Annotated in this window: 19 protein-coding genes and 1 pseudogene; 13 read left to right on the top strand and 7 right to left on the bottom strand. The window is 59.5% G+C overall.

The genetic code is table 11. The features are described from left to right. The first annotated feature begins 7 nt into the window (after positions 1-7). The 4 genes from arcC (at position 8) to M2422_RS12085 (ending at position 4,065) form a co-directional block, all read left to right on the top strand. Positions 8-919 (top strand): carbamate kinase, encoded by a 912-nt coding sequence (arcC, locus tag M2422_RS12070; protein WP_033144506.1) that lies wholly within the window; start codon positions 8-10, stop codon positions 917-919. A gap of 130 nt (positions 920-1,049) precedes the next feature. Then, entirely contained in the window at positions 1,050-2,054 is a 1,005-nt protein-coding gene (argF, locus tag M2422_RS12075) for an ornithine carbamoyltransferase (protein ID WP_032647051.1), read from the top strand. A gap of 47 nt (positions 2,055-2,101) precedes the next feature. Next, on the top strand, positions 2,102-3,505 hold the full coding sequence (locus M2422_RS12080; protein ID WP_064673142.1) for a YfcC family protein: 1,404 nt from the start codon (positions 2,102-2,104) through the stop codon (positions 3,503-3,505). Positions 3,506-3,585: 80 nt separating this feature from the next. After that, positions 3,586-4,065: an arginine repressor gene (locus M2422_RS12085; RefSeq protein WP_029739272.1), complete on the top strand. Its 480-nt coding sequence runs from the start codon at positions 3,586-3,588 to the stop codon at positions 4,063-4,065. A gap of 3 nt (positions 4,066-4,068) precedes the next feature. On the opposite strand, the pseudogene M2422_RS12090 reads toward M2422_RS12085, so the two are convergent. Beyond that, positions 4,069-4,186, bottom strand: a pseudogene (locus tag M2422_RS12090) (hypothetical protein). On the opposite strand from M2422_RS12090, the gene M2422_RS12095 reads away from it, so the two are divergent. The 4 genes from M2422_RS12095 (at position 4,166) to ridA (ending at position 6,171) form a co-directional block, all read left to right on the top strand. Beyond that, entirely contained in the window at positions 4,166-4,270 is a 105-nt protein-coding gene (locus M2422_RS12095) for a pyrBI operon leader peptide (RefSeq protein ID WP_022646880.1), read from the top strand. The pseudogene M2422_RS12090 and the gene M2422_RS12095 overlap by 21 nt on opposite strands. 34 nt (positions 4,271-4,304) lie before the next feature. Beyond that, positions 4,305-5,237: an aspartate carbamoyltransferase gene (gene pyrB / locus M2422_RS12100; protein ID WP_023310198.1), complete on the top strand. Its 933-nt coding sequence runs from the start codon at positions 4,305-4,307 to the stop codon at positions 5,235-5,237. 12 nt (positions 5,238-5,249) lie between these two features. Next, positions 5,250-5,711: an aspartate carbamoyltransferase regulatory subunit gene (gene pyrI / locus M2422_RS12105; protein ID WP_023310197.1), complete on the top strand. Its 462-nt coding sequence runs from the start codon at positions 5,250-5,252 to the stop codon at positions 5,709-5,711. Positions 5,712-5,784: 73 nt separating this feature from the next. Then, complete coding sequence (ridA, locus tag M2422_RS12110) at positions 5,785-6,171, top strand: 2-iminobutanoate/2-iminopropanoate deaminase (protein WP_008501391.1); 387 nt, start codon at positions 5,785-5,787, stop codon at positions 6,169-6,171. Positions 6,172-6,222: 51 nt separating this feature from the next. Here ridA and M2422_RS12115 read toward each other — a convergent pair whose 3' ends face one another. Next, positions 6,223-8,607 (bottom strand): beta-N-acetylhexosaminidase, encoded by a 2,385-nt coding sequence (locus M2422_RS12115; RefSeq protein ID WP_064673141.1) that lies wholly within the window; start codon positions 8,605-8,607, stop codon positions 6,223-6,225. Positions 8,608-8,817: 210 nt separating this feature from the next. Then, positions 8,818-11,526 carry a magnesium-translocating P-type ATPase gene (gene mgtA, locus M2422_RS12120; protein WP_047174645.1) on the bottom strand — a complete coding sequence of 903 codons (2,709 nt, stop codon included), beginning with the start codon at positions 11,524-11,526 and terminating at the stop codon, positions 8,818-8,820. A 388-nt stretch (positions 11,527-11,914) separates the two neighbouring features. On the opposite strand from mgtA, the gene treR reads away from it, so the two are divergent. The 5 genes from treR (at position 11,915) to nrdG (ending at position 19,226) form a co-directional block, all read left to right on the top strand. Beyond that, complete coding sequence (gene treR, locus M2422_RS12125; protein WP_047174646.1) at positions 11,915-12,862, top strand: trehalose operon repressor TreR; 948 nt, start codon at positions 11,915-11,917, stop codon at positions 12,860-12,862. Positions 12,863-12,991: 129 nt separating this feature from the next. Next, the gene (gene treB / locus M2422_RS12130; protein WP_029739268.1) at positions 12,992-14,410 is read left to right on the top strand and encodes a PTS trehalose transporter subunit IIBC; all 1,419 of its coding nucleotides are present in this window, start codon (positions 12,992-12,994) and stop codon (positions 14,408-14,410) included. A gap of 51 nt (positions 14,411-14,461) precedes the next feature. Next, positions 14,462-16,105: an alpha,alpha-phosphotrehalase gene (treC, locus tag M2422_RS12135; protein WP_064673140.1), complete on the top strand. Its 1,644-nt coding sequence runs from the start codon at positions 14,462-14,464 to the stop codon at positions 16,103-16,105. A 376-nt stretch (positions 16,106-16,481) separates the two neighbouring features. After that, the gene (gene nrdD, locus M2422_RS12140; RefSeq protein WP_032662478.1) at positions 16,482-18,620 is read left to right on the top strand and encodes an anaerobic ribonucleoside-triphosphate reductase; all 2,139 of its coding nucleotides are present in this window, start codon (positions 16,482-16,484) and stop codon (positions 18,618-18,620) included. 141 nt (positions 18,621-18,761) lie between these two features. Further along, on the top strand, positions 18,762-19,226 hold the full coding sequence (nrdG, locus tag M2422_RS12145; RefSeq protein ID WP_033144500.1) for an anaerobic ribonucleoside-triphosphate reductase-activating protein: 465 nt from the start codon (positions 18,762-18,764) through the stop codon (positions 19,224-19,226). Between the two features lie 3 nt (positions 19,227-19,229). On the opposite strand, the gene M2422_RS12150 is transcribed toward nrdG, so the two are convergent. From M2422_RS12150 to M2422_RS12165, 4 genes are all read right to left on the bottom strand, one after another. Continuing rightward, a complete protein-coding gene (locus M2422_RS12150) occupies positions 19,230-19,514 on the bottom strand; it encodes a type II toxin-antitoxin system RelE/ParE family toxin (RefSeq protein WP_033144499.1) in 285 nt (94 codons plus the stop codon). Next, positions 19,504-19,746: a type II toxin-antitoxin system RelB/DinJ family antitoxin gene (locus M2422_RS12155; protein WP_008501400.1), complete on the bottom strand. Its 243-nt coding sequence runs from the start codon at positions 19,744-19,746 to the stop codon at positions 19,504-19,506. Before M2422_RS12155 ends, M2422_RS12150 begins: the two co-directional genes overlap by 11 nt. A gap of 77 nt (positions 19,747-19,823) precedes the next feature. Continuing rightward, entirely contained in the window at positions 19,824-21,734 is a 1,911-nt protein-coding gene (locus tag M2422_RS12160; RefSeq protein ID WP_064673139.1) for a transcription antiterminator, read from the bottom strand. A 19-nt stretch (positions 21,735-21,753) separates the two neighbouring features. Then, on the bottom strand, positions 21,754-22,890 hold the full coding sequence (locus tag M2422_RS12165; RefSeq protein WP_064673138.1) for a lactonase family protein: 1,137 nt from the start codon (positions 22,888-22,890) through the stop codon (positions 21,754-21,756). Between the last annotated feature and the right edge of the window lie 41 nt (positions 22,891-22,931).

Here is a 22,931-nt window from a genome sequence, read left to right on the forward strand (position 1 = left end):
AGCCATCATGGAACGAAAACCCACTCTGGTTGTGGCCCTGGGCGGCAACGCGCTGCTCAAGCGCGGCGAGCCGCTGGAAGCCGAAATCCAGCGCCAGAACATCGAGCAGGCCGCGCGCACCATCGCCGGATTAACAGAACAGTGGCGCGTGGTGCTGGTGCACGGCAACGGGCCGCAGGTCGGGCTGCTGGCGCTGCAGAACAGCGCCTACGACAAAGTCACACCCTACCCGCTGGACGTTCTCGGCGCCGAAAGCCAGGGAATGATCGGCTACATGCTCCAGCAGGCGCTGAAAAACAATCTGCCGCAGCGCGAGGTGAGCGTCCTGCTCACGCAGGTGGAAGTGGACGCCGCCGACCCGGCCTTCAGCAACCCCACCAAATACATCGGCCCGGTGTACAGCGAAGCCCAGGCGAAAGCGCTCGCTGCGGAAAAAGGCTGGGTGTTTAAGGCCGACGGGAGCTACGTCCGCCGCGTGGTGCCATCACCGCAGCCGAAACGCATCGTCGAGAGCGACGCCATCACGGCGCTGATCCAGCGCGATCACCTGGTGATCTGCAACGGCGGAGGCGGCGTGCCGGTGGTGGAGAACGCCAACGGCTATCGCGGCATTGAGGCGGTGATCGACAAAGACCTCTCCGCCGCCCTGCTGGCGCGCCAGATCGAGGCCGACGCCCTGCTGATCCTGACCGATGCCGACGCGGTGTACCTCGACTGGGGCAAGCCGACCCAGCGCCCGCTGGCGCAGGTGACGCCGGAGCTGCTCAGAGGCATGCAGTTCGACGCCGGATCGATGGGGCCGAAAGTGGCCGCCTGCCGCGAGTTTGTAGAAGCCTGCAACGGCATTGCCGGGATCGGCGCGCTGGCCGACGGCGCGGAGATCCTGGCGGGCGAGAAAGGCACGTTGATTCGTAATTGAGCACACTCTCCCCTCACCCTAACCCTCTCCCCAAAGGGGAGAGGGGACTTGAAACACCCTCTCCCCTTTGGGGAGAGGGCTGGGGTGAGGGGTAAGGTTTTAGACACTAATTTTAAAAAAGGATTTACCCATGACCATCAACCTGAAAAACCGCAACTTCCTGAAACTGCTGGACTACACCCCGGCGGAGATCCAGTACCTGATCGACCTCGCCATCGAGCTGAAGGCCGCCAAAAAAGCCGGGCGCGAAAAGCAAACCCTGGTCGGGAAAAACATCGCCCTGATTTTTGAAAAAACCTCCACCCGCACCCGCTGCGCATTCGAAGTGGGCGCGTTCGACCAGGGCGCGCAGGTAACCTATCTCGGCCCAAGCGGCTCGCAGATCGGCCATAAAGAGTCGATGAAAGACACCGCCCGCGTGCTGGGCCGCATGTATGACGGCATCGAATACCGCGGCTACGGCCAGGCCATCGTCGAAGAGCTGGGCGAGTACGCGGGCGTGCCGGTGTGGAACGGCCTGACCGACGAGTTCCACCCAACGCAGATCCTCGCCGACCTGATGACCATGCTGGAGCACGCGCCGGGCAAAACCCTGCCGGAGCTGAGCTTTGCCTACCTGGGCGACGCGCGCAACAACATGGGCAACTCGCTGATGGTCGGCGCGGCCAAGATGGGGATGGATATCCGCCTCGTCGCGCCGAAATCCTTCTGGCCGGAAGCCGGGCTGGTTGAGCAGTGCCGCGCCATCGCGAAAGAGACGGGCGCGCGCATCACCCTCACCGACGACGTGGAAGAAGGCGTGCAGGGGACCGATTTCCTCTACACCGACGTGTGGGTCTCCATGGGCGAGCCGAAGGAGGCCTGGGCCGAGCGCGTCAGCCTGATGAAGCCGTATCAAATCAACGCGGACGTGATGAAAGCCACCGGCAACCCGAACGTCAAGTTTATGCACTGCCTGCCGGCGTTCCACAACGAACACACCAAAGTGGGCCGCGAGATCGAGATGGCCTACGGCCTGAAGGGGCTGGAGGTGACGGAAGAGGTCTTCGAATCACCGAACTCCATCGTCTTCGACGAAGCAGAGAACCGCATGCACACCATTAAAGCGGTCATGGTGGCGACACTCGGCGACTAATCACCGCCCGGCGCGCCGCGGGGTGCGCCGGGTTTAAGGAGAACATCATGGGCAAGTTTAAGTTTCCCTCCGCTTACACCATTCTCTTTTTCCTGATTGCCGTTGTGGCGGCGCTGAGCTGGGTCGTCCCCGCCGGTCAGTACCAGATGACGATGAACGAAACCCTCGGTAAAGAAGTCCCGATTGCCGGAACGTACGCGCACGTGGCGGCGCATCCGCAGGGGCTGGTTTCCGTCCTGATGGCGCCCATCGCCGGGCTGTACGATCCGGTCTCCGGCCAGGCCGGGGCGATCGACGTCGCGCTGTTTATCCTGATCATCGGCGGTTTTCTCGGGATCGTCACCAAAACCGGGGCGATTGACGCCGGGATCGAACGCGTCACCACCCGGCTTCGCGGGCGCGAGGAGTGGATGATCCCGATCCTGATGGCGCTGTTTGCCGCAGGTGGCACCATTTACGGCATGGCCGAAGAGTCGCTGCCGTTCTACACCCTGCTGGTACCGGTGATGCTGGCCGCCCGGTTCGATCCGGTTGTCGCCGCCTCTACCGTGCTGCTCGGGGCGGGGATCGGCACGCTCGGCTCTACCATTAACCCGTTTGCCACGGTGATCGCCGCCAACGCCGCCGGGATCCCCTTCACTAACGGCATTGCCCTGCGCGTGGCGCTGCTGGTCATCGGCTGGGTCATCTGCGTGGCGTGGGTGATGCGTTACGCCCGTAAGGTGCGCCAGGATCCGTCGCTGTCGATCGTCGCAGACAAACAGGAAGAGAACCGCGCCCATTTCCTCGGCGACAAGGGCGAACAGTCGCTGGAATTTACCCCGGTGCGCAAAATCATCCTGGTGATTTTCGCCCTCGCCTTCGCGGTGATGATCTACGGCGTGGCGGTGCTGGGCTGGTGGATGGCGGAGATCTCGGCGGTGTTTCTCGCCAGCGCGATTATCGTCGGCCTGATTGCCCGCATGAGCGAAGAGGAGCTGACGTCGACGTTTATCAACGGCGCGCGAGATTTGCTGGGCGTCGCGCTGATTATCGGCATCGCGCGCGGTATCGTAGTCATCATGGATAAGGGCATGATTACCCACACCATTTTGCACAGCGCGGAAGGGCTGGTCAGCGGGTTGTCCACGGTAGCGTTTATCAACGTGATGTACTGGCTGGAGGTCGTGCTGTCGTTTCTTGTGCCTTCTTCATCCGGCCTGGCCGTTCTGACGATGCCGATCATGGCGCCGCTTGCCGATTTCGCTAACGTCAACCGCGACCTGGTGGTGACGGCTTACCAGTCGGCCTCCGGCATCGTTAACCTCGTCACGCCCACTTCTGCCGTCGTGATGGGCGGGCTGGCTATCGCCCGCGTGCCCTACGTGCGTTATCTGAAATGGGTGGCGCCGCTGCTGGGCATTTTAACGGTGGTGATTATGGTGGCGTTAAGTCTGGGTGCCTTGTTGTGATTTGCCGGATGGCGCTGCGCTTATCCGGCCTACGGATCGGTGCGGTGCCACCGGTTATTTCAGGAACTGATATGGGAACTATGATGGATTACGAAGAGTACTCTCCCAAAGAGCAACTACAGCTGACGGTCTGCCAGCGCCTGATCGCAGAAAAGAGCTATCTCTCTCAGGAGGAGATCCGCCGGGATTTGCAGGAGCGTGGTTTTGAGACCATCAGCCAGTCCACCGTTTCACGTCTGCTTAAATTGCTCGGCGTCATAAAAATTCGAAATGCCAAAGGGCTAAAGATTTATTCGCTGAATCCCCAGCTGCGCCCTGCCCCCGACGCCGCGCGTACCGTGTCCGAAATGGTGGTCAGCGTCGAGCACAATAGCGAGTTTATCCTTGTTCATACCGTCGCCGGATATGGCCGCGCGGTGGCGCGTATTCTGGATTATCACCAGCTACCGGAAATTTTAGGCGTGGTGGCCGGCAGCAGTATCGTCTGGGTCGCTCCCCGGGTCGTGAAGCGCACCGCACTGGTGCATAAGCAAATTAATTATTTACTCAGAACGCATTAATATTCATAAAGAACCGTTTGCATTGAGTAAAGCGTGCATTAAATCGCTTGATCCGAAAAGCGAGCTGCGTATAATGCCCGACAATTTGCCGGGAGGAAGCATGGTCAAGCGTGTACGACATAACGTCTTACCGCGTCTGAAATCAGACGCTGGCCTGCCGTTTTTCTTCCCGTTGCTAAACCTATTCCCAGAGCCCCTCATTTGAGGGGCTTTTTTTTGCCCGGCGTCAGGAGATAAACATGAATCCGCTTTATCAAAAACACATCATTTCCATAAACGACCTCAGCCGCGAAGAGCTGGAACTGGTTCTGGAAACCGCGGCAAAACTGAAGGCCAATCCGCAACCGGAGCTGCTGAAGCACAAGGTGATTGCGAGCTGCTTCTTCGAAGCCTCGACCCGCACCCGCCTCTCCTTTGAAACCTCCATGCACCGCCTGGGCGCGAGCGTGGTGGGCTTCTCGGACAGCAGCAACACGTCGCTGGGTAAAAAAGGCGAAACCCTGGCGGACACCATTTCAGTGATCAGCACCTACGTCGACGCGATTGTGATGCGTCATCCGCAGGAGGGCGCGGCGCGCCTGGCGACCGAATTTTCCGGCGGCATTCCGGTGCTGAACGCCGGTGACGGTGCCAACCAGCACCCGACGCAGACCCTGCTGGATCTGTTCACCATTCAGGAGACGCAGGGCAAGCTCGAGAACCTGAATATCGCCATGGTCGGCGACCTGAAATATGGCCGCACCGTCCACTCCCTGACCCAGGCGCTGGCGAAATTTAACGGCAACCGCTTCTTCTTCATCGCGCCTGACGCGCTGGCGATGCCGCAGTACATTCTCGACATGCTGGATGAGAAAGGCATTCAGTGGAGCCTGCACGCCAGCATCGAAGAGGTGATGAGCCACGTGGATATTCTCTACATGACCCGCGTGCAGAAAGAGCGTCTGGATCCGTCCGAATACGCCAACGTGAAGGCACAGTTCGTGCTGCGCGCCAGCGACCTCGAGGGCGCGCGCGACAACATGAAGGTACTGCATCCGCTGCCGCGCATCGATGAGATCACCACAGACGTGGATAAGACGCCGCACGCCTGGTACTTCCAGCAGGCCGGAAACGGCATCTTCGCCCGCCAGGCGTTACTGGCACTGGTTCTGAATCGCGAATTGGCACTGTAAGGGGAAACGACCATGACACACGATAACAAACTCCAGGTTGAAGCCATCAAGCGCGGCACCGTGATTGACCACATCCCTGCGCAGGTGGGCTTTAAGCTGCTGACGCTGTTCAAACTGACCGAAACCGACCAGCGCATCACCATCGGCCTCAACCTGCCGTCGGGCGAGATGGGCCGCAAAGACCTGATTAAAATCGAGAACACCTTCCTGACCGACGAGCAGGTCAACCAGCTGTCGCTGTACGCGCCGGACGCCACCGTCAACCGCATCGACGAGTATGAAGTGGTCGGCAAATCCCGTCCGAGCCTGCCGGATCGCATTGAAAGCGTGCTGGTCTGCCCGAACAGCAACTGCATCAGTCATGCTGAGCCGGTTTCTTCCAGCTTTGCAGTGAAAAAACGCGCCGATGACATCGCGCTCAAATGCAAATACTGCGAAAAAGAGTTTTCTCATTATGTGGTGCTGGCCAACTAATTGAGGTTGGTAATGAAATCCCGGCTGTTATAATGGCCGGGAACATTCTTAACGCTGTAATTCTGGAGAAAACATGAGCAAAGTACTCGCGACGGAAAATGCACCAGCGGCTATCGGCCCTTACGTTCAGGGCGTTGATCTGGGTAGCATGATCATCACTTCCGGTCAGATCCCGGTGAACCCAAAAACCGGCGCGGTGCCGGAAGACGTCGCGGCACAGGCGCGTCAGTCGCTGGAAAACGTGCAGGCTATCGTTGAATCTGCCGGTCTGAAAGTGGGCGATATCGTGAAAACCACCGTTTTCGTGAAGGATCTGAACGATTTCGCGACCGTTAACGCCACTTACGAAGCGTTCTTCACCGAGCACAACGCCACCTTCCCGGCGCGCTCCTGCGTGGAAGTGGCCCGTCTGCCAAAAGACGTGAAAATTGAAATCGAAGCGATTGCCGTACGTCGCTAATTCGCGTTGGCGATAAAAAAAGGCAGCCCAGGCTGCCTTTTTTGTTGCTTGCTACTGATTCCGCGTCGCCCTGAGCAGCGTCTCCAGCGGATAGACCGCCGCAATCACCACTTCGTCCTGAACCTTCGCCGCGTTATCCAGCTCGCTCTGAATCGAGGCTATCTCTTTATCATCCAGCGTGCCCTGGCGCGCCACCAGATCCGTCAGCCTCAGGCCAATGGAGGCCAGCTTATCCACCTCCTGGATCACCGGCTTCATCGCCTTCAGCTGATAGCTGTTTTCGCTTAGCGCCAGCGCGTCGCTGGTGTTGCTCTGCCAACGGTTAAAGACGTGGCGCAGCGCGTCGGCGCTTTCCGCGTCTTCCGCATCGCTCACCAGGCGGTCCGCCCATTTGTTCATCTGGCGCACGGTGGCGCTTTCGGCGTTCAGCGCATCGGCGAAGCGGTTGAGCGGTTCGAACTGATGATAATTTCCCGCCTGGAACTTCAGGTGCTGGCGGGTGTAATACTGCGCGGGCTCTACAGCCTGAGCAAGGATCTGCAACGGCAGCGTGTCGGCATTACCGGCGAGGCGCGTGAACTGCACCTGCTGCTGGGTATGCTGCTGCAGCCCGACAGACACCGTCGACCAGCTGTCCATCGCCTGCAGGCGGGTGTACATGTTGTCGACGTCGTTGACGTCCTGCGCGGACCACAGCCTCTCCGCCACCGCGAAGGTGCGCGGCCACAGGCGGATATCCAGCACCGGCGCCACCACGTTTTCCGCCCACAGCGCGGCTTCCCCGCCGAGCAGGTTGGCCTGATTCGCCACGTCCGGCACGACGGGCGGAATGCCTTTCGGCACCGCGTCCAGACGCGTGCCGCTGATTGGATAACGCGTATTCCCCACCAGGAAATAGCCGGTGAGTTTATCGTTATCGACGGAAACCACCGGGCGCGTCTCGCCCATCCACGTGTCGACGGTGAAGGTCACCTGGCTGTCGTCACGCCATTCAATATCCTGCACCGCGCGGCGGGATTTCCCGGCAAAATCAATAAACCCGCGCCAGCCTGAATCCCCTTTCACCAGCGTAAAACTCCCCTCTACCGGCTTGCCCTTCAGGCGCGGCATGGAGAAGGCCCAGCTCTGGACGCTGTCGGTGTCGGCAATCACATCCACGCCGTTCAGCCCCTGTGGGACAATTTCGTTGCGGTAGTGATAGGCGGTGGACTGGGGCTGGTCGAGATAGAAACCGGTCGAGAGAATGCCCTTGTAGCCGTTTTGCGCCACCTGCCCCAGCGCGTCCTGCCCCTGCCAGGACTGGATCAGAATGCTTTTCGGCAGGTCGGGATGATAGATCTCATCCCAGCCGACCATCTGCCGGTGATGCTTCTCAAGGATCGTTTCCAGCCTGCGGTTGAAATACGCCTGCAGCGCGTGGCTGTCCGCCAGCCTGTTGTCGCGCATGAAGTTCTGGATCGCGGCGTTCGCTTTCCACTGGCTGTCGTCGACCTCATCGCCGCCGATATGCAGATACGGATCGGGGAAGATCGCCGCCAGTTCGCTGACCATCGCGTCAGCAAAGGCGTAGGTTGCCTCTTTAGTGGGATCTAAAACCGGCTTCAGCACGCCCCAGTGGCGCTCCATGGCGTACGGCCCCGGGGCGCTCATCAGCTCCGGATAGGCTACGGCAATCGCCGAGGCGTGGCCCGGCATGTCGATCTCCGGCACCACGCGGATACCGCGCTCGGCGGCGTAACGCACCACTTCACGCATCTGTTCAGGCGTGTAGAACAGTCCGTCGCTGGCAAGCTGCGTCAGCTTAGGGTAGCGCTTCGAGCTGAAGCGCCAGCCCTGATCGTCGGTTAAGTGCCAGTGCAGGACGTTGAGCTTCGCCGCGGCCATGCCGTCGATCTGGCGCTTGATATCCGGCAGCGGAATAAAATGACGCGCCGAGTCGAGCAGCAGCCCGCGCCACGGGAAGCGCGGCGAATCTTCAATGGTGACCCACGGCAGCGAGGTGTTTTCCGCCCCGTTCTGCATCAGCTGGAGCAGCGTTTCCATGGCGCGCAGCGCGCCGAAGCGGGTGTTGGCGGAGATATCGACGCCGTCGGCATCCACCGTGAGCCTATAGCTTTCATCGCTGTCCGGCAGCGGCTGCGGTTTTACCTTTTTGGCAATCGCGATACGGATGGTCGGCTTTTCAGGCTTGTCGGCCTGGGGCTGCAGCGTCCAGCCGGTTTGCAGGGCAATGCGCTGGCGCAGGCGGTTGACGGCGTCACCGAGATCGTCCCCGCTGACGCTAATGGATACGTTGTTGCTGAGCACCAACGCGCCCTGGGTCGTAGGTCGTTCGACCTTCGCAGGCCAGGGCATCAGGGGGAGATCGCCTGCCGGGGCGGCAAACGCAGAGGCGCCGAGCATCAGCCCGGCGGTTAAGAGGCTGTACCGTAACATGAATGTTCCTTATCTGACGGGCCAAATAAAGGCAAAACATTCTGTTAACATGCGCTCAATTTGTCGTCAAGCGAATGCGCCGACGGAGATCACAGGTTGTTGAATTTGGGAGGAAAGCCAGCCCCCTCTCCCCAAAGGAGCGAGGGTGAAAGGCGACACCGAGCGGTCCCCTCTCCCTTTCAGGGAGAGGGTTAGGGTGAGGGTAAAAAATTACTGCCACCCATACCGACGCGCATAGAATCCTTTCACCATCTGCGTCAGCACCATATAGCCCGCGAGGATCGCCACCAGCCACGGGAAGTAGCTCAGCGGCAGCGCCTGAAGCTGCAGGTAGCCTGCCAGCGGCGAGAACGGCAGCGCGATGCCGAGCGCCATCACAATGCCCGTCATCACAATCAGCGGCCACGCGGCGCGGCTCTGGATGAACGGAATACGGCGGGTGCGGATCATGTGCACAATCAGCGTCTGCGACAGCAGACCTACCACGAACCAGCCGGACTGGAACAGCGTCTGGTGTTCCGGGGTGTTGGCGTGGAACACAAACCACATCAGGCAGAAGGTCAGGATGTCGAAGATGGAGCTGATAGGCCCAAAGAACAGCATAAAGCGCCCGAGATCCGCCGGGTTCCAGTGCTGCGGCTTCTGGATCTGCTCGTCGTCGACGTTATCAAACGGGATCGCTACCTGAGACACGTCGTACATCAGGTTCTGGATCAGCAGATGCAGCGGCAGCATCGGCAGGAACGGCAGAAACGCGCTCGCCACCAGCACGCTGAAGACGTTACCGAAGTTGGAGCTGGCGGTCATCTTGATGTACTTGAGCATATTGGCGAAGGTACGGCGCCCTTCGATCACGCCCTCCTCCAGCACCATCAGGCTCTTTTCCAGCAGAATAATATCCGCCGCCTCGCGGGCGATATCCACCGCCCCATCGACGGAGATACCGATGTCCGCCGCACGCAGCGCGGGCGCGTCGTTGATGCCGTCGCCCATAAAGCCCACCACGTGCCCTTCACGCTTAAGCAGGGTGACGATGCGCTCTTTGTGCATCGGCGTCAGGCGGGCAAACAGCGTGGTACGCTGGGCAAGCTTCGCCAGCTCGTCGTCGGACAGGTGCTCAATATCGCTTCCCACCACCACGTCGCCCGCGTCCAGCCCCACTTCATGGCACACTTTGGCCGCCACCAGCTCGCTGTCGCCGGTGAGAATTTTGACGGTAATACCGCTCGCCTTCAGCGCTTTCAGCGCCGGCGCGGTGGTCTCTTTCGGCGGATCGAGGAAGGCGATGTAACCCTCGAGGATTAGATCGGATTCGTCGATACGCTGATAGTCACCCTCGCGCGCGGGCAGGAACTTGCTCGCGACCGCCACCACGCGCAGCCCCTGACGGTTCAGGTTGTCGGTGACGCGCTTGATGCGGCGCAGCATGGTGTCGTCCAGCGGCACGATGTCGCCGTTATAGCGAACCTGCGTCGACACGTTGAGGATCTCCTGCAGCGCCCCTTTGCAGATCAGCTGATGCACGTCCGTCTGCTCGCTCACCACCACCGACATGCGGCGGCGCTCGAAGTCGAACGGGATCTCATCCACCTTCTGCCAGCGCCCGGAGAGCGTGCGGGCGGATTCCTCATCCACCCCTTCCAGCACCGCGACGTCGAGCAGGTTTTTCAGCCCGGTCTGGTAATGGCTGTTCAGCCACGCGCTGTGCAGGACGCGCTCGCTGGTTTTGCCGGAGATATCGGTGTGGTTCTCCAGCACGATTTTGTCCTGCGTCAGGGTGCCGGTTTTATCGGTGCAGAGGATGTCCATCGCGCCAAAGTTTTGAATGGCGTCGAGGTGTTTAACGATCACTTTCTGTTTAGAGAGCTTCACCGCCCCGCGCGCCAGCGTGGAGGTGACGATCATCGGCAGCATTTCCGGCGTCAGGCCAACGGCCACGGAGAGCGCGAACAGGGCCGCTTCCCACCAGTCGCCTTTGGTGTAGCCGTTGATCAGCAGCACGATCGGCGTCATCACCATCATAAAGCGGATCAGCAGCATGCTGACGCGGCCAATCCCTTTCTGAAAGGCGTTTGGCTCGCTCTCCTGCTCGCTGACGCGCCCGGCAAGCTGACCAAACCAGGTGTTGCCCCCGGTGGCGGTGACAATCGCCTGCGCCGTACCGCTCACCACCGTGGTGCCCATAAAGCACAGGGTGTCGCACTCGAGCGGGTTCATCTGCTGCGGGTCGCGGCTGCGCGCCACCTTTTCAACGGGCAGGGATTCCCCGGTCAGGGAGGCCTGGGCGACGAACAGATCGCGCGCCTGGATGATGCGTAAATCCGCCGGGATCATGTCCCCCGCGGCCAGCTTCACCAGATCGCCCGGCACCAGCTGGTCGATCGGCAGCTCCACCCAGGCGTTTTCGCCGAGATCGTTAATCACGCGCGAGACGGTCGCGGTGTTGCTGACCATCGCCTTCAGGGCGTCCGCCGCTTTGGTGGAGCGGGCTTCCTGAATAAAGTTCAGCAGCGTGGAGATGCCCACCATCAGGGCAATGACGCCTGCGGCAAACAGATCTTCCGTCGCGTAGGAGATGAGGCCGAGCACGGTCAGCAGCAGGTTGAACGGGTTGCGGTAGCAGAGCCACAGGTGCACCCACCACGGAGACGGCTTTTGCGCCGGGATCTGGTTATCGCCGTGCACGGCGCGGATTTTTTCCACTTCGGCCGCGTTTAGCCCTTCCGGATGTCCGCCGAACGCGCGCCAGACTTCGTTTTCATCCATCGCCGCCACGTTCAGGCAGCGTTCGGTCAGGGACGCGGGGATCGCCGCCCCCGCCATGTTTTTGGCGTTTGGCAGCGGGTCGCGCTGAACAAGACGGTGTGGCAGGTGGCGGCTCAGCAGGGCCTGCAGCTGCCGGGTGATATTTTTAAACATAGTCATTCCTCCGCATCCGCGAATGCGGACGCAGCAATTCCTTCAGGCGTGGCAAGGCCGTACCTGAGAGGCACTCAATTTTTCAAGCAGGAACGTTTAAGACGTTGCTGCCTCACGCCGGTGAGACAGCAAAAGCTGGCTTACCGGAAAGAACGCATTCTCCCGTTCAGGAGAGGTGTGGGATCGGGATCCATGAAGCCTCCGGTAAGTAAAAAAACAGGGTGTCGCCGCGCAGTACAGGGATTTAGGCATACCCTTTATGACGATTCGGGCGGTATTATACCCCCCTGCAAATAAACCGAACGTAAACCAGACTTTGCCCATAGCGAAATCGCGCTATAGCATTAGGCTCAATTCACTACATCGTCGTTGTTACAGGGAATACAGCATGCAGAACCGCCTTACGATTAAAGACATCGCGCGTTTAAGCGGCGTGGGGAAATCGACCGTCTCACGCGTGCTGAACAACGAAAGCGGCGTCAGCGAACGCACCCGCGAGCGCGTTGAGGCGGTCATGAATCAGCACGGTTTTTCCCCTTCCCGCTCCGCGCGCGCCATGCGCGGGCAGAGTGACAAAGTCGTCGCCATCATTGTCTCGCGTCTGGACTCTCTGTCTGAAAACCTCGCCGTGCAGACCATGCTGCCCGCCTTCTACGAGCAGGGGTATGATCCGATCATGATGGAGAGCCAGTTCTCTGTGCAGCTGGTTGAAGAACATCTGGGTATGCTCCAGCGGCGCAACATTGACGGCGTGGTGCTGTTTGGTTTTACCGGCATTAAGGACGAGATGCTGAAACCCTGGCAGCCTTCGCTGGTGCTGCTGGCGCGCGATGCCCACGGGTTTGCCTCCGTCTGCTATGACGACGAGGGCGCGATTATCACCCTGATGCAGCGCCTGTTTGACGAAGGCCATCGCCACATCAGCTTCCTCGGCGTCCCGCACGCGGACGTCACCACCGGCAAGCGCCGTCATGAGGCCTACCTGGCCTTTTGCAAAAAGCACAATCTCTCCGCCGTGGCCTCCCTGCCCGGGCTGGGCATGAAGCAGGGCTACGAGCAGGCCGCCAGCGTTCTGACGCCGCAGACCACCGCGCTGGTGTGCGCCACGGATACCCTGGCGCTGGGTGCGAGCAAATATCTGCAGGAGCAGCGTATCGATAACCTGCAGGTGGCGAGCGTCGGCAGCACGCCGCTGATGAAATTCCTGCACCCGGAGATCATCACCGTCGATCCGGGCTACGCCGAGTCCGGCAGACAGGCCGCCGCGCAGCTGATCGAGCAGATAAACGGGCGTTCAGAGCCCCGTCAGATCGTCATTCCCGCTCATCTTTCGTAACCCCTCTAAAACAGATTATTGTGATCTTCGCCTGATTTCGGGAACGTTCCCATTTTCGCCGTCACGCTGAAGGAGTAGGCTTGCGCTCAGGTCATTACACCCCCTCACCATCTGTCATGAGGTTTCATGATGAGTAAAGTCAAACAAGCAGATATCGATCGGCTGATCGTCCTGGTCGGCGGACGCGAAAACATCGCCACCGTCAGCCATTGCATTACCCGCCTGCGCTTCGTGCTGAACGATCCGGCCAAAGCCAACCCGAAGGCCATTGAAGAACTTTCCATGGTCAAAGGCTGCTTCACCAACGCCGGGCAGTTCCAGGTCGTTATTGGTACCGAAGTGGGCGATTACTATCAGGCTCTGCTGGCGACAACCGGGCACTCTTCTGCCGATAAAGAGCAGGCGAAGAAGGCCGCGCGCCAGAATATGAAGTGGCACGAGCAGCTGATTTCCCACTTCGCGGAAATTTTCTTCCCGCTGCTGCCCGCGCTGATCAGCGGGGGCTTAATCTTAGGCTTCCGTAACGTCATCGGCGATGTGCCGATGAGCGACGGCAAAACCCTGGCGCAGATGTATCCGGCGCTGAAAACCGTTTACGATTTCCTGTGGCTGATTGGCGAGGCGATCTTCTTCTATCTGCCGGTCGGGATTTGCTGGTCCGCGGTGCGCAAGATGGGCGGCACGCCGATTCTCGGTATCGTGCTGGGCGTCACGCTGGTCTCTCCACAGTTAATGAACGCTTACTTACTTGGTCAGCAGGTGCCTGAGGTGTGGAACTTCGGCCTGTTTACCATCGCCAAAGTGGGCTATCAGGCGCAGGTCATTCCGGCCCTGCTGGCGGGTCTGGCGCTGGGCTTTATTGAAACGCGCCTGAAGCGCATCGTGCCGGATTATCTCTATCTGGTGGTGGTGCCGGTCTGCTCGCTGATTCTGGCGGTGTTCCTGGCGCACGCCTTTATCGGTCCGTTTGGCCGCATGATCGGCGACGGCGTGGCCTTCGCGGTGCGTCACCTGATGACCGGCAGCTTTGCGCCAATCGGTGCCGCGCTGTTTGGCTTCCTTTACGCCCCGCTGGTGATCACCGGCGTGCACCAGACCACGCTGGCCATTGATATGCAGATGATCCAGAGCCTCGGCGGCACGCCGGTCTGGCCGATTATCGCCCTGTCTAACATTGCGCAGGCCTCTGCAGTGACCGGCATCATCATCGTCAGCCGCAAGCACAACGAGCGTGAGATCTCCGTTCCGGCAGCCATCTCTGCTTACCTCGGCGTCACAGAACCGGCGATGTACGGTATCAACCTGAAATACCGCTTCCCGATGCTCTGCGCGATGATCGGTTCCGGTCTGGCGGGCCTGGTGTGCGGTCTGAACGGCGTGATGGCGAACGGGATTGGCGTCGGCGGCCTGCCGGGCATCCTCTCCATCCAGCCAGCTTACTGGCAGGTGTTTGCCCTGGCGATGGCCATCGCGATTATCGTCCCTATGGCGCTCACCACAGTGGTTTACCAGCGTAAGTTCCGTCAGGGCTCGCTGCAGATTGTTTAACTTCTTCTTTCGGGGCGCAGTTGCGCCCCTTCGCATTTGCAGGAACGCACTATGAATACCCTTCCTCACTGGTGGCAGAACGGCGTCATCTATCAGATTTACCCAAAGAGTTTCCAGGACACCACCGGCAGCGGCACCGGCGATCTGCGCGGCGTGACGCAGCGTCTGGACTACCTGAAAACCCTCGGCATCGACGCCATCTGGCTGACGCCGTTTTATATCTCCCCGCAGGTGGATAACGGCTACGACGTGGCGAATTACACCGCCATCGACCCGGCTTACGGCACGCTGGATGATTTCGACGAGCTGGTTGCCCGGGCGCACGAGCGCGGCATCCGTATCGTGCTGGATATGGTGTTTAACCACACCTCCACGCAGCACGCCTGGTTCCGCGAGTCGCTGAACAAAGAGAGCCCGTACCGCCAGTTCTACATCTGGCGCGACGGCACGCCGGAGCAGCTTCCCAACAACTGGCGCTCCAAGTTTGGCGGCAACGCCTGGCGCTGGCACGCCGAGAGCGAGCAGTATTACCTGCATCTGTTCGCCCCGGAGCAGGCGGATCTCAACTGGGAGAACCCAGAAGTGCGCGCCGAGCTGAAAAAGGTGTGCGAGTTCTGGGCCGATCGCGGCGTCGACGGCTTGCGTCTCGACGTGATTAACCTGATTTCGAAAGATCAGGATTTCCCGGACGACAACACCGGAGACGGCCGCCGCTTCTACACCGACGGGCCGCGCGTTCACGAATATCTGCAGGAGATGAGCCGGGACGTCTTCACCCCGCGCAACCTGATGACGGTGGGCGAGATGTCCTCGACCTCACTGGAGAACTGCCAGCAGTACGCCTCGCTCGACGGACGCGAGCTGTCGATGACCTTTAACTTCCACCACCTGAAGGTGGACTACCCCGGCGGCGAAAAATGGACGAAGGCGAAGCCGGACTTCGTGGCGCTGAAAACCCTCTTCCGCCACTGGCAGCAGGGGATGCACAACAGGGCGTGGAACGCGCTGTTCTGGTGTAACCACGATCAGCCGCGCATCGTGTCGCGCTTTGGTGACGAAGGGGAATACCGCGTACAGGCCGCGAAGATGCTCGGCATGGTGCTGCACGGCATGCAGGGCACGCCGTATATCTACCAGGGCGAGGAGCTGGGGATGACCAACCCGCACTTCAGCCGCATCACCGACTATCGCGACGTGGAAAGCCTGAACATGTTCGCCGAACTGCGCGCCAACGGCCGCGAACCGGATGAATTACTGGCGATTCTGGCGAGTAAGTCCCGCGATAACGGGCGAACCCCAATGCAGTGGGACGCTTCGCACAATGCGGGCTTTACCGAGGGCGAGCCGTGGATTGGCGTCTGCGACAATTACGAGACGGTGAACGCCCGCGCCGCGCTCGACGACCCGGATTCGGTGTTCTACACCTACCGGTCGCTGATCGGCCTGCGTAAAACCTTGCCGGTGCTGACGTGGGGAGATTATGAGGATCTTCTGCCGGAACATCCTTCTCTTTGGTGCTACCGTCGTCAGTGGCAGGGGCAGACGCTGATGGTGGCGGCGAACCTGAGTAATATACCGCAGGAATGGCAGGCAGACGCTCTCAGCGATAGGTCGCAGGTGGTGATAAGTAACTACCCGGCACCGCAAACGACATCGCTGCGTCCGTTTGAAGCCGTCTGGTGGTTGCAGCAGTAACTCTCTCTACCGGGTGCGGTTCAGCACCCGGCTTACTTTACTGTTTTTGTTGAGTAAATAATCAGATTTTTCTCTCGCGCCTTTACAATCGCTGTAGCGCCCGTCGTTTGTACTCTCGTCTTTTTACTTTGTTCTGCATCAAATAAATCGCAAACATGTTTGATGCAAATCACTATATGTAGCACTTAAAATGCACGCCGACCCAACATCTTGTATTTATCGTCTACTATTCCAACAACAAGACGGCGCTTACGCTGGCCGGAATTGTGGATAACACGAGCTGGGAACGCGGGAAGTCTTTGGCCCGGCGGGGAATATGCCCGGTTATTACTTCTCCACCTCTGTGGATAACCTGTTTTCAAAAAATGGAGTGATCATGACACCGCATGTGATGAAACGTGATGGCTGTAAAGTGCCGTTTAAATCAGAGCGCATCCAGGAAGCCATTCTGCGTGCAGCTAAAGCAGCGGGAGTCGATGACGCAGATTACTGCGCCACCGTCGCAGAAGTCGTTAGCAGCCAGATGAACGAACGCAGCCAGGTCGATATCAGTGAGATCCAGACCGCGGTTGAGAACCAGCTGATGGCGGGGCCCTACAAGCAGCTGGCGCGCGCCTACATTGAGTACCGTCACGATCGTGACGTGCAGCGTGAGAAGCGCGGTCGTCTGAACCAGGAGATCCGTGGCCTGGTGGAGCAGACCAACTCCGCCCTGCTCAATGAAAACGCCAACAAAGACAGTAAAGTGATCCCGACCCAGCGCGACCTGCTGGCCGGTATCGTCGCCAAACACTATGCCCGTCAGCACCTGCTGCCGCGCGACGTGGTGTCGGCGCACGAGCGTGGTGAAATTCACTACCACGATCTCGACTATTCGCCGTTCTTCCCGATGTTCAACTGCATGCTGATCGACCTGAAAGGCATGCTGACCCACGGTTTTAAAATGGGTAACGCCGAGATTGAACCGCCTAAATCAATCTCCACGGCCACCGCCGTCACCGCGCAGATTATCGCTCAGGTCGCCAGCCATATTTACGGCGGCACCACGATTAACCGCATTGATGAAGTGCTGGCCCCGTTCGTGACGGCAAGCTTCAACAAGCATCGTAAAACGGCCGAAGAGTGGCAGATCCCGGACGCCGACGGCTATGCGCACTCCCGCACCGAGAAAGAGTGCTACGACGCCTTCCAGTCGCTGGAGTATGAAGTGAACACGCTGCATACCGCCAACGGCCAGACGCCGTTTGTAACCTTCGGGTTTGGTCTGGGCACCAGCTGGGAATCGCGCCTGATCCAGCAGTCCATTCTGCGCAACCGCATTTCCGGCCTCGGTAAAAACCGCAAAACGGCGGTGTTCCCGAAACTGGTATTCGCCATTCGCGACGGCCTGAACCACAAGTTTGGCGATCCGAACTACGACATCAAACAGCTGGCGCTGGAGTGCGCGAGCAAGCGCATGTATCCGGACATCCTGAACTACGATCAGGTGGTGAAAGTGACCGGTTCGTTTAAAACGCCAATGGGCTGCCGCAGCTTCCTCGGCGTGTACGAAGACGAAAACGGCGAGCAGATCCACGACGGGCGCAACAACCTGGGCGTCATCAGCCTTAACCTGCCGCGCATCGCGCTGGAGGCGAAAGGCAATGAAGCGGAATTCTGGACGCTGCTGGATGAACGTCTGCAGCTGGCGCGCAAAGCGCTGATGACCCGTATTGCGCGCCTTGAAGGGGTCAAGGCCCGCGTGGCGCCAATTCTCTATATGGAAGGGGCCTGCGGCGTACGTCTGAAAGCGGACGATGACGTGTCGGAGATCTTCAAAAACGGTCGCGCGTCCATTTCGCTGGGCTATATCGGTATTCACGAGACCATCAACGCCCTGGCGGGCGATACGCATATGTACGACAGCGAGGCCCTGCGCGAAAAAGGCATCGCCATCGTTCAGCGCCTGCGCGACGCGGTTGACCAGTGGAAAGAGGAAACCGGCTACGGGTTTAGCCTCTACAGCACGCCGAGCGAGAATCTGTGCGACCGCTTCTGCCGTCTGGACACCGCCGAATTCGGGATTGTGGAAGGCGTGACCGACAAAGGGTATTACACCAACAGCTTCCACCTCGACGTGGAGAAAAAGGTGAACCCGTACGACAAGATCGACTTCGAAGCGGCGTATCCGCCGATCGCCAGCGGCGGCTTCATCTGCTACGGCGAGTACCCGAACATTCAGCACAACCTGAAGGCGCTGGAAGACGTGTGGGATTATAGCTATCAGCACGTGCCGTATTACGGGACCAACACGCCAATCGACGAGTGCTACGAGTGCGGCTTTACCGGTGAGTTCGAGTGTACGAGCAAAGGCTTTACCTGCCCGAAATGCGGCAACCACGATGCGGCTCGCGTCTCCGTGACCCGTCGCGTGTGCGGCTATCTCGGCAGCCCGGACGCGCGTCCGTTTAACGCCGGCAAGCAGGAAGAGGTGAAGCGTCGCGTGAAGCATTTGGGGAATGGGCAGATCGGGTAAGTTCTGCGCAGGGTTCTCCCCCTCACCCTACCCCTCTCCCTCAAGGGAGAGGGAACCGATCGAGCACATAGTTATTCCGGCCACCGGTTTTCTCCCTCTCCCTGTGGGAGAGGGCCGGGGTGAGGGCATCAGGTTAACGCTATGAATTATCATCAATACTACCCCGTCGACATCGTCAACGGCCCCGGCACCCGCTGCACCCTGTTCGTTTCAGGCTGCGTCCACGAATGCCCCGGCTGCTATAACAAAAGCACCTGGCGCTTAAATTCCGGCATGCCGTTCACCGCCGAAATGGAAGACCGGATCGTCAACGACCTGAACGACACGCGCATCAAACGTCAGGGGATTTCCCTCTCCGGCGGCGATCCGCTGCACCCGCAAAACGTGCCGGAGATCCTGAAGCTGGTGAAGCGCATTCGCCGCGAATGTGCAGGCAAAGATATTTGGGTCTGGACGGGATATAAGCTGGATGAACTCAATGCGCAGCAAAGAGAAGTAGTGGATCTGATTAACGTCCTGGTCGACGGCAAGTTCGTGCAGGATTTAAAAGACCCAGCCCTGATCTGGCGCGGCAGCAGCAACCAGGTTGTGCACCATTTGCGATGAACGCTAAAGCCGTTTGTTTGCATCATGATAAACGGCTGATTTCTCTCGCTTACCGATAGCGATAACAAATACCGTTACAACGTTGTCCTGAACCTGATAGACCAAACGATAACCCTGCGATCTGAGTTTTATTTTGTAGCAATCCGGCAGACCATGCAGGCGGGCCGATTCGACCCTGGGGCTCACCAGCACGTCCGCAAGTTTCTTCTTAAACTGGTCTTTTACAGTCTGCCCCAGCTTGCTCCACTCCTTTAACGCCCTCGGGTCAAATGCCAGTTCATAAGTCATCCAGACTAACCTTGATTCCCTTTTGCGGATTCGCCAGTCGCTCCCGGACCGTCTGTATCAGCGCATCTTCGCTGTCGCTAATCGTGACCGTTTTCACCGGCATACGTCCCGTCTCCGCGACGTACTGAAACAGTAATCGCACGGCTTCCGTTGGGGTGATATTGAGTTTTTCCAGCACGGCATAAGCCTCGTTTTTGAGTTTGTCATCCAGACGGACGTTCAGCGTGGCCATTATGCCTCCAGTAAAATCGAATGTGTAATGCAGTTTAGCATTACATTCGCATTACATCGAATTCTGGATAACGCCTCTCAAAACCGACTCAAACTCTCCATCGCCACCGCCTTAAACCCGGCAAAGTCACCGCAGCTACAGAGCCGCGACATCGCCCGTTCACGCAGGAAGGTGACGAAGATATCGTAAATCGCCATCGCCTCTTCGTATTCGCTTTTGCTGATGGCGAGCAGGAAGATGACGTGCGCGGTTTCGTCTCCCCACTGAACGCCGTGCGGGGCGAGCACGGTATAGACTACCGTTTTCTGCGCCAGCAGGCCGAGGGAGTGCGGCAGCGCGATGCCGTCGCCGAGCATGGTGCTGACGATGGCTTCACGCTCGACGACAGAATCCAGGAACTCCGCGCCGACAAACCCCTCGCCTTCAAGCTGCGCGCACAGTTCACGGAACAGCGTTTGCTGGTCAACGGGCTTGTCGATAATGCGGAAATGGGCCGCGTCGAAGTATTTATCCAGCATCCACGGGCGGGTGCGGTCCACCAGCACCAGCTTGCCGATCTGTTCTAACTGGTAATCGGTCGGGAACGGGGCGATCGTCACCACCGGTTTGGACTTTTCGCTTACGCGGGCGGTGGCGATCACAAAGTCTTCGCTAATCGTTTCCGCCAGCTCGTACTCGCGCAGGGTGAGCGTGCGGGCCACCTCAATTTGCGGGTACTTGCGCTGCAGCACCGCCTCGATCATGCGGACCATGGCATTCCCGGCGTCGCATACCAGCAGTACCCGCGGCTGGCGCTGGTAGCCGATGTTGTAATGGCGCTCCAGCCCGACGCCGATATGCAGCACCAGGAAGCCGATTTCGTTTTCGCTGATCACATACGGCGTGTATTTTCCCCAGCTCGACACCGCCGCGAGGGTCATATCCCACGCCATCGGGTAGTGCTGCTTGATGTTATCCAGCAGCGGATTGGGGATCATGATTTGATACCGCACCCGGGTGATCATGGTTTTGATGTGCGTGAGCAGGTCCGCGTGCAGCTGCGCGTCGCTGAGCAGGTTGTAATTATAGTGGGTGTTGATGTAGCGCAGGATGTAGTTGACCAGCGCTTCGTCGTCATCCGCGTTAATGGCGCTCGGGGCAATCTCCTGGATCTGCCGTGCCGCAATGTGCACGCAGAGCCAGCTCTCCTCTGAAGGTGAAAGCGCTTTGCCCGCCAGCTGCTGGATAGTGACGGCGATATCCTTCGCCGCCTCGCGCACGTTCTCTTCCACGTCTTCGGCATGGAATTCCGGCAGCGGATAGCCCTCGCTGATGCGCCGCACCGACACCGCACAGTACAGGCGCAGGAACAGCTCGCCTTCGTCGGTCAGACGGATGTGATGACGCGTCAGCGCCTCGTGTAGCACGGGCACCATCTGCTCCGCCACGCCTGCATTCAGCGCCACGTCGGTCACCAGCGGGTTCAGGCTGTCCTGCTGCGCCAGCTCCCAGAGCAGATCGGTCAGGCAGGCGCGGGTCGACATCTCGCTGCCAAACAGCTTCATGCCGTGGCGCGGGCGCGTTTCCAGCGTCAGGTTATAGCGGTGAAACCACTCGCGGACTTCGGCCATGTCGCTCTGCAGCGTGGCGCGGCTGACGAACCACTCGTCCGCCAGATCCTCGAGCTTAAGAGAAAATGCCGAGGTGAGAAAACGCACCACCAGATAGTGCACGCGCTCCGGCCCGGTCCGGGGAATACGCAGCGCGCGCGGGTGGGATGCCTGCAGCTGCTGGTAGCGCTGGGCATCATCAATTTTGAGCTGATAACCGTTGCCCCGGCTCAATATAAACTGCGCACCGTGGCTTGCCAGCAGCGCGTTCAGGGCGGTGATATCGGCACGGACGGTTCGCGTGGAGACCGACAGCCGCTGCGCCAGCTCGTCCTGCGGCAGCGTCTCGTTTTGCAACAGATCGAACAGTTGCGCTAAACGTTGGTTCGGAAATCGCACGGGCTTGTCCTCTTACAGCTTAAGGTGAAATGACCATCTGGGATGGGCTGCCGACCGGGGTATAGTCTGGCTCGAAGCTGAGCTTACCGTCCTGACCGACGCGGAAACGGGTAATGTTGTCGCTGCGCTGGTTCATGACGTACAGCCAGCGTCCCTGCTTATCGAGCGTCAGGGTGCGCGGGTAGTCGCCGCGCGTCCACACGTCGTCCTGATGCGTCAGCGTGCCCTCCGCTGTTACGGTAAAGTGCCCGATGCTGTTATGCAAACGGTTAGCCACATACAGCTGTTTACCGTCGGCGCTTAATGCGAGCCCGGCAGCAAAGCTGGTGCCTTTGTAACCTTCCGGCAGGGCTGAGAGCGTTTTGCCCTCTTTCAGGGTGCCGTTGGCGTTCACGGTATAATGGGTGAGCGTAGACGCCTCTTCGTTAATCAGCCACAGGGCATCGCCTTTTGGCGTAAAGACAAAGTGGCGCGGCCCGGCGCCTTTTGAGGAGGCGCTGATAAACGGCGGATCGTTCGGCGTCAGCTTCCCTGTTCGATCGTCAAAACGGTACTGGTAGAGGCGATCCAGCCCAAGATCGGTGGAAAACACGTATTTCCCGCTCGGATCGGCGGCGATCATGTGCGCGTGGGGGCCGTTATGATCGCTGATGGCAAAGCTTCCTTCGACAGCCGCTTCCGGCTTCGCCGCGCCCGGTTCGCCCTGATCCTGACGTTTATCCGTAGCCTCACCCAGGCTGCCGTCTGCGTTGACTGGCAAAACGGCGATCGATCCGCTGACATAGTTAGCCACCAGCAGATGTCGACCGTTCGGCGTCAGCGACAGGTAAACCGGCCCCGCGCCGCCGGAGGCCACCTGATTAAGCTCGCTCAGCGCGCCGTTATCCCCCACCCGCAGCGCCTGCACCACGCCCTGCTCCACTTCACTTGCCAGATACAGCGTTTTGCCGTCGTGCGAGACGGCCAGCTGCGCGGCGTTCGGCAGCCTGCTCACCAGCGTTTTATTCGCCAGCGCGCCGCTTTGCGGGTCAACGGTAAAGCGGTACAGCCCTTCGCCGTTGGGGTTGTAGGTGCCCACCCAGGCGTACTGCGGCTGGGCGATAGCGGCGGTGGCGAGCATTGAGAGTGAAGCAACAAGCAGGGTACGGGTGTGCATGGTGGCTCCTTTATATTTGTGCGGTTTGTTTTCCCTCACCC

The sequence above is a fragment of the Enterobacter sp. SLBN-59 genome (genome assembly GCF_024807915.1).
Classification (GTDB): Bacteria; Pseudomonadota; Gammaproteobacteria; order Enterobacterales; family Enterobacteriaceae; genus Enterobacter; species Enterobacter asburiae_B.

Coding starts and splice junctions, on each gene's coding strand:
- arcC (WP_033144506.1), top strand. CDS start 8: ATGGAACGAAAACCCACTCTGGTTGTGGCCCTGGGCGGCAACGCGCTG.
- argF (WP_032647051.1), top strand. CDS start 1,050: ATGACCATCAACCTGAAAAACCGCAACTTCCTGAAACTGCTGGACTAC.
- M2422_RS12080 (WP_064673142.1), top strand. CDS start 2,102: ATGGGCAAGTTTAAGTTTCCCTCCGCTTACACCATTCTCTTTTTCCTG.
- M2422_RS12085 (WP_029739272.1), top strand. CDS start 3,586: ATGATGGATTACGAAGAGTACTCTCCCAAAGAGCAACTACAGCTGACG.
- M2422_RS12095 (WP_022646880.1), top strand. CDS start 4,166: ATGGTCAAGCGTGTACGACATAACGTCTTACCGCGTCTGAAATCAGAC.
- pyrB (WP_023310198.1), top strand. CDS start 4,305: ATGAATCCGCTTTATCAAAAACACATCATTTCCATAAACGACCTCAGC.
- pyrI (WP_023310197.1), top strand. CDS start 5,250: ATGACACACGATAACAAACTCCAGGTTGAAGCCATCAAGCGCGGCACC.
- ridA (WP_008501391.1), top strand. CDS start 5,785: ATGAGCAAAGTACTCGCGACGGAAAATGCACCAGCGGCTATCGGCCCT.
- M2422_RS12115 (WP_064673141.1), bottom strand. CDS start 8,607: ATGTTACGGTACAGCCTCTTAACCGCCGGGCTGATGCTCGGCGCCTCT.
- mgtA (WP_047174645.1), bottom strand. CDS start 11,526: ATGTTTAAAAATATCACCCGGCAGCTGCAGGCCCTGCTGAGCCGCCAC.
- treR (WP_047174646.1), top strand. CDS start 11,915: ATGCAGAACCGCCTTACGATTAAAGACATCGCGCGTTTAAGCGGCGTG.
- treB (WP_029739268.1), top strand. CDS start 12,992: ATGAGTAAAGTCAAACAAGCAGATATCGATCGGCTGATCGTCCTGGTC.
- treC (WP_064673140.1), top strand. CDS start 14,462: ATGAATACCCTTCCTCACTGGTGGCAGAACGGCGTCATCTATCAGATT.
- nrdD (WP_032662478.1), top strand. CDS start 16,482: ATGACACCGCATGTGATGAAACGTGATGGCTGTAAAGTGCCGTTTAAA.
- nrdG (WP_033144500.1), top strand. CDS start 18,762: ATGAATTATCATCAATACTACCCCGTCGACATCGTCAACGGCCCCGGC.
- M2422_RS12150 (WP_033144499.1), bottom strand. CDS start 19,514: ATGACTTATGAACTGGCATTTGACCCGAGGGCGTTAAAGGAGTGGAGC.
- M2422_RS12155 (WP_008501400.1), bottom strand. CDS start 19,746: ATGGCCACGCTGAACGTCCGTCTGGATGACAAACTCAAAAACGAGGCT.
- M2422_RS12165 (WP_064673138.1), bottom strand. CDS start 22,890: ATGCACACCCGTACCCTGCTTGTTGCTTCACTCTCAATGCTCGCCACC.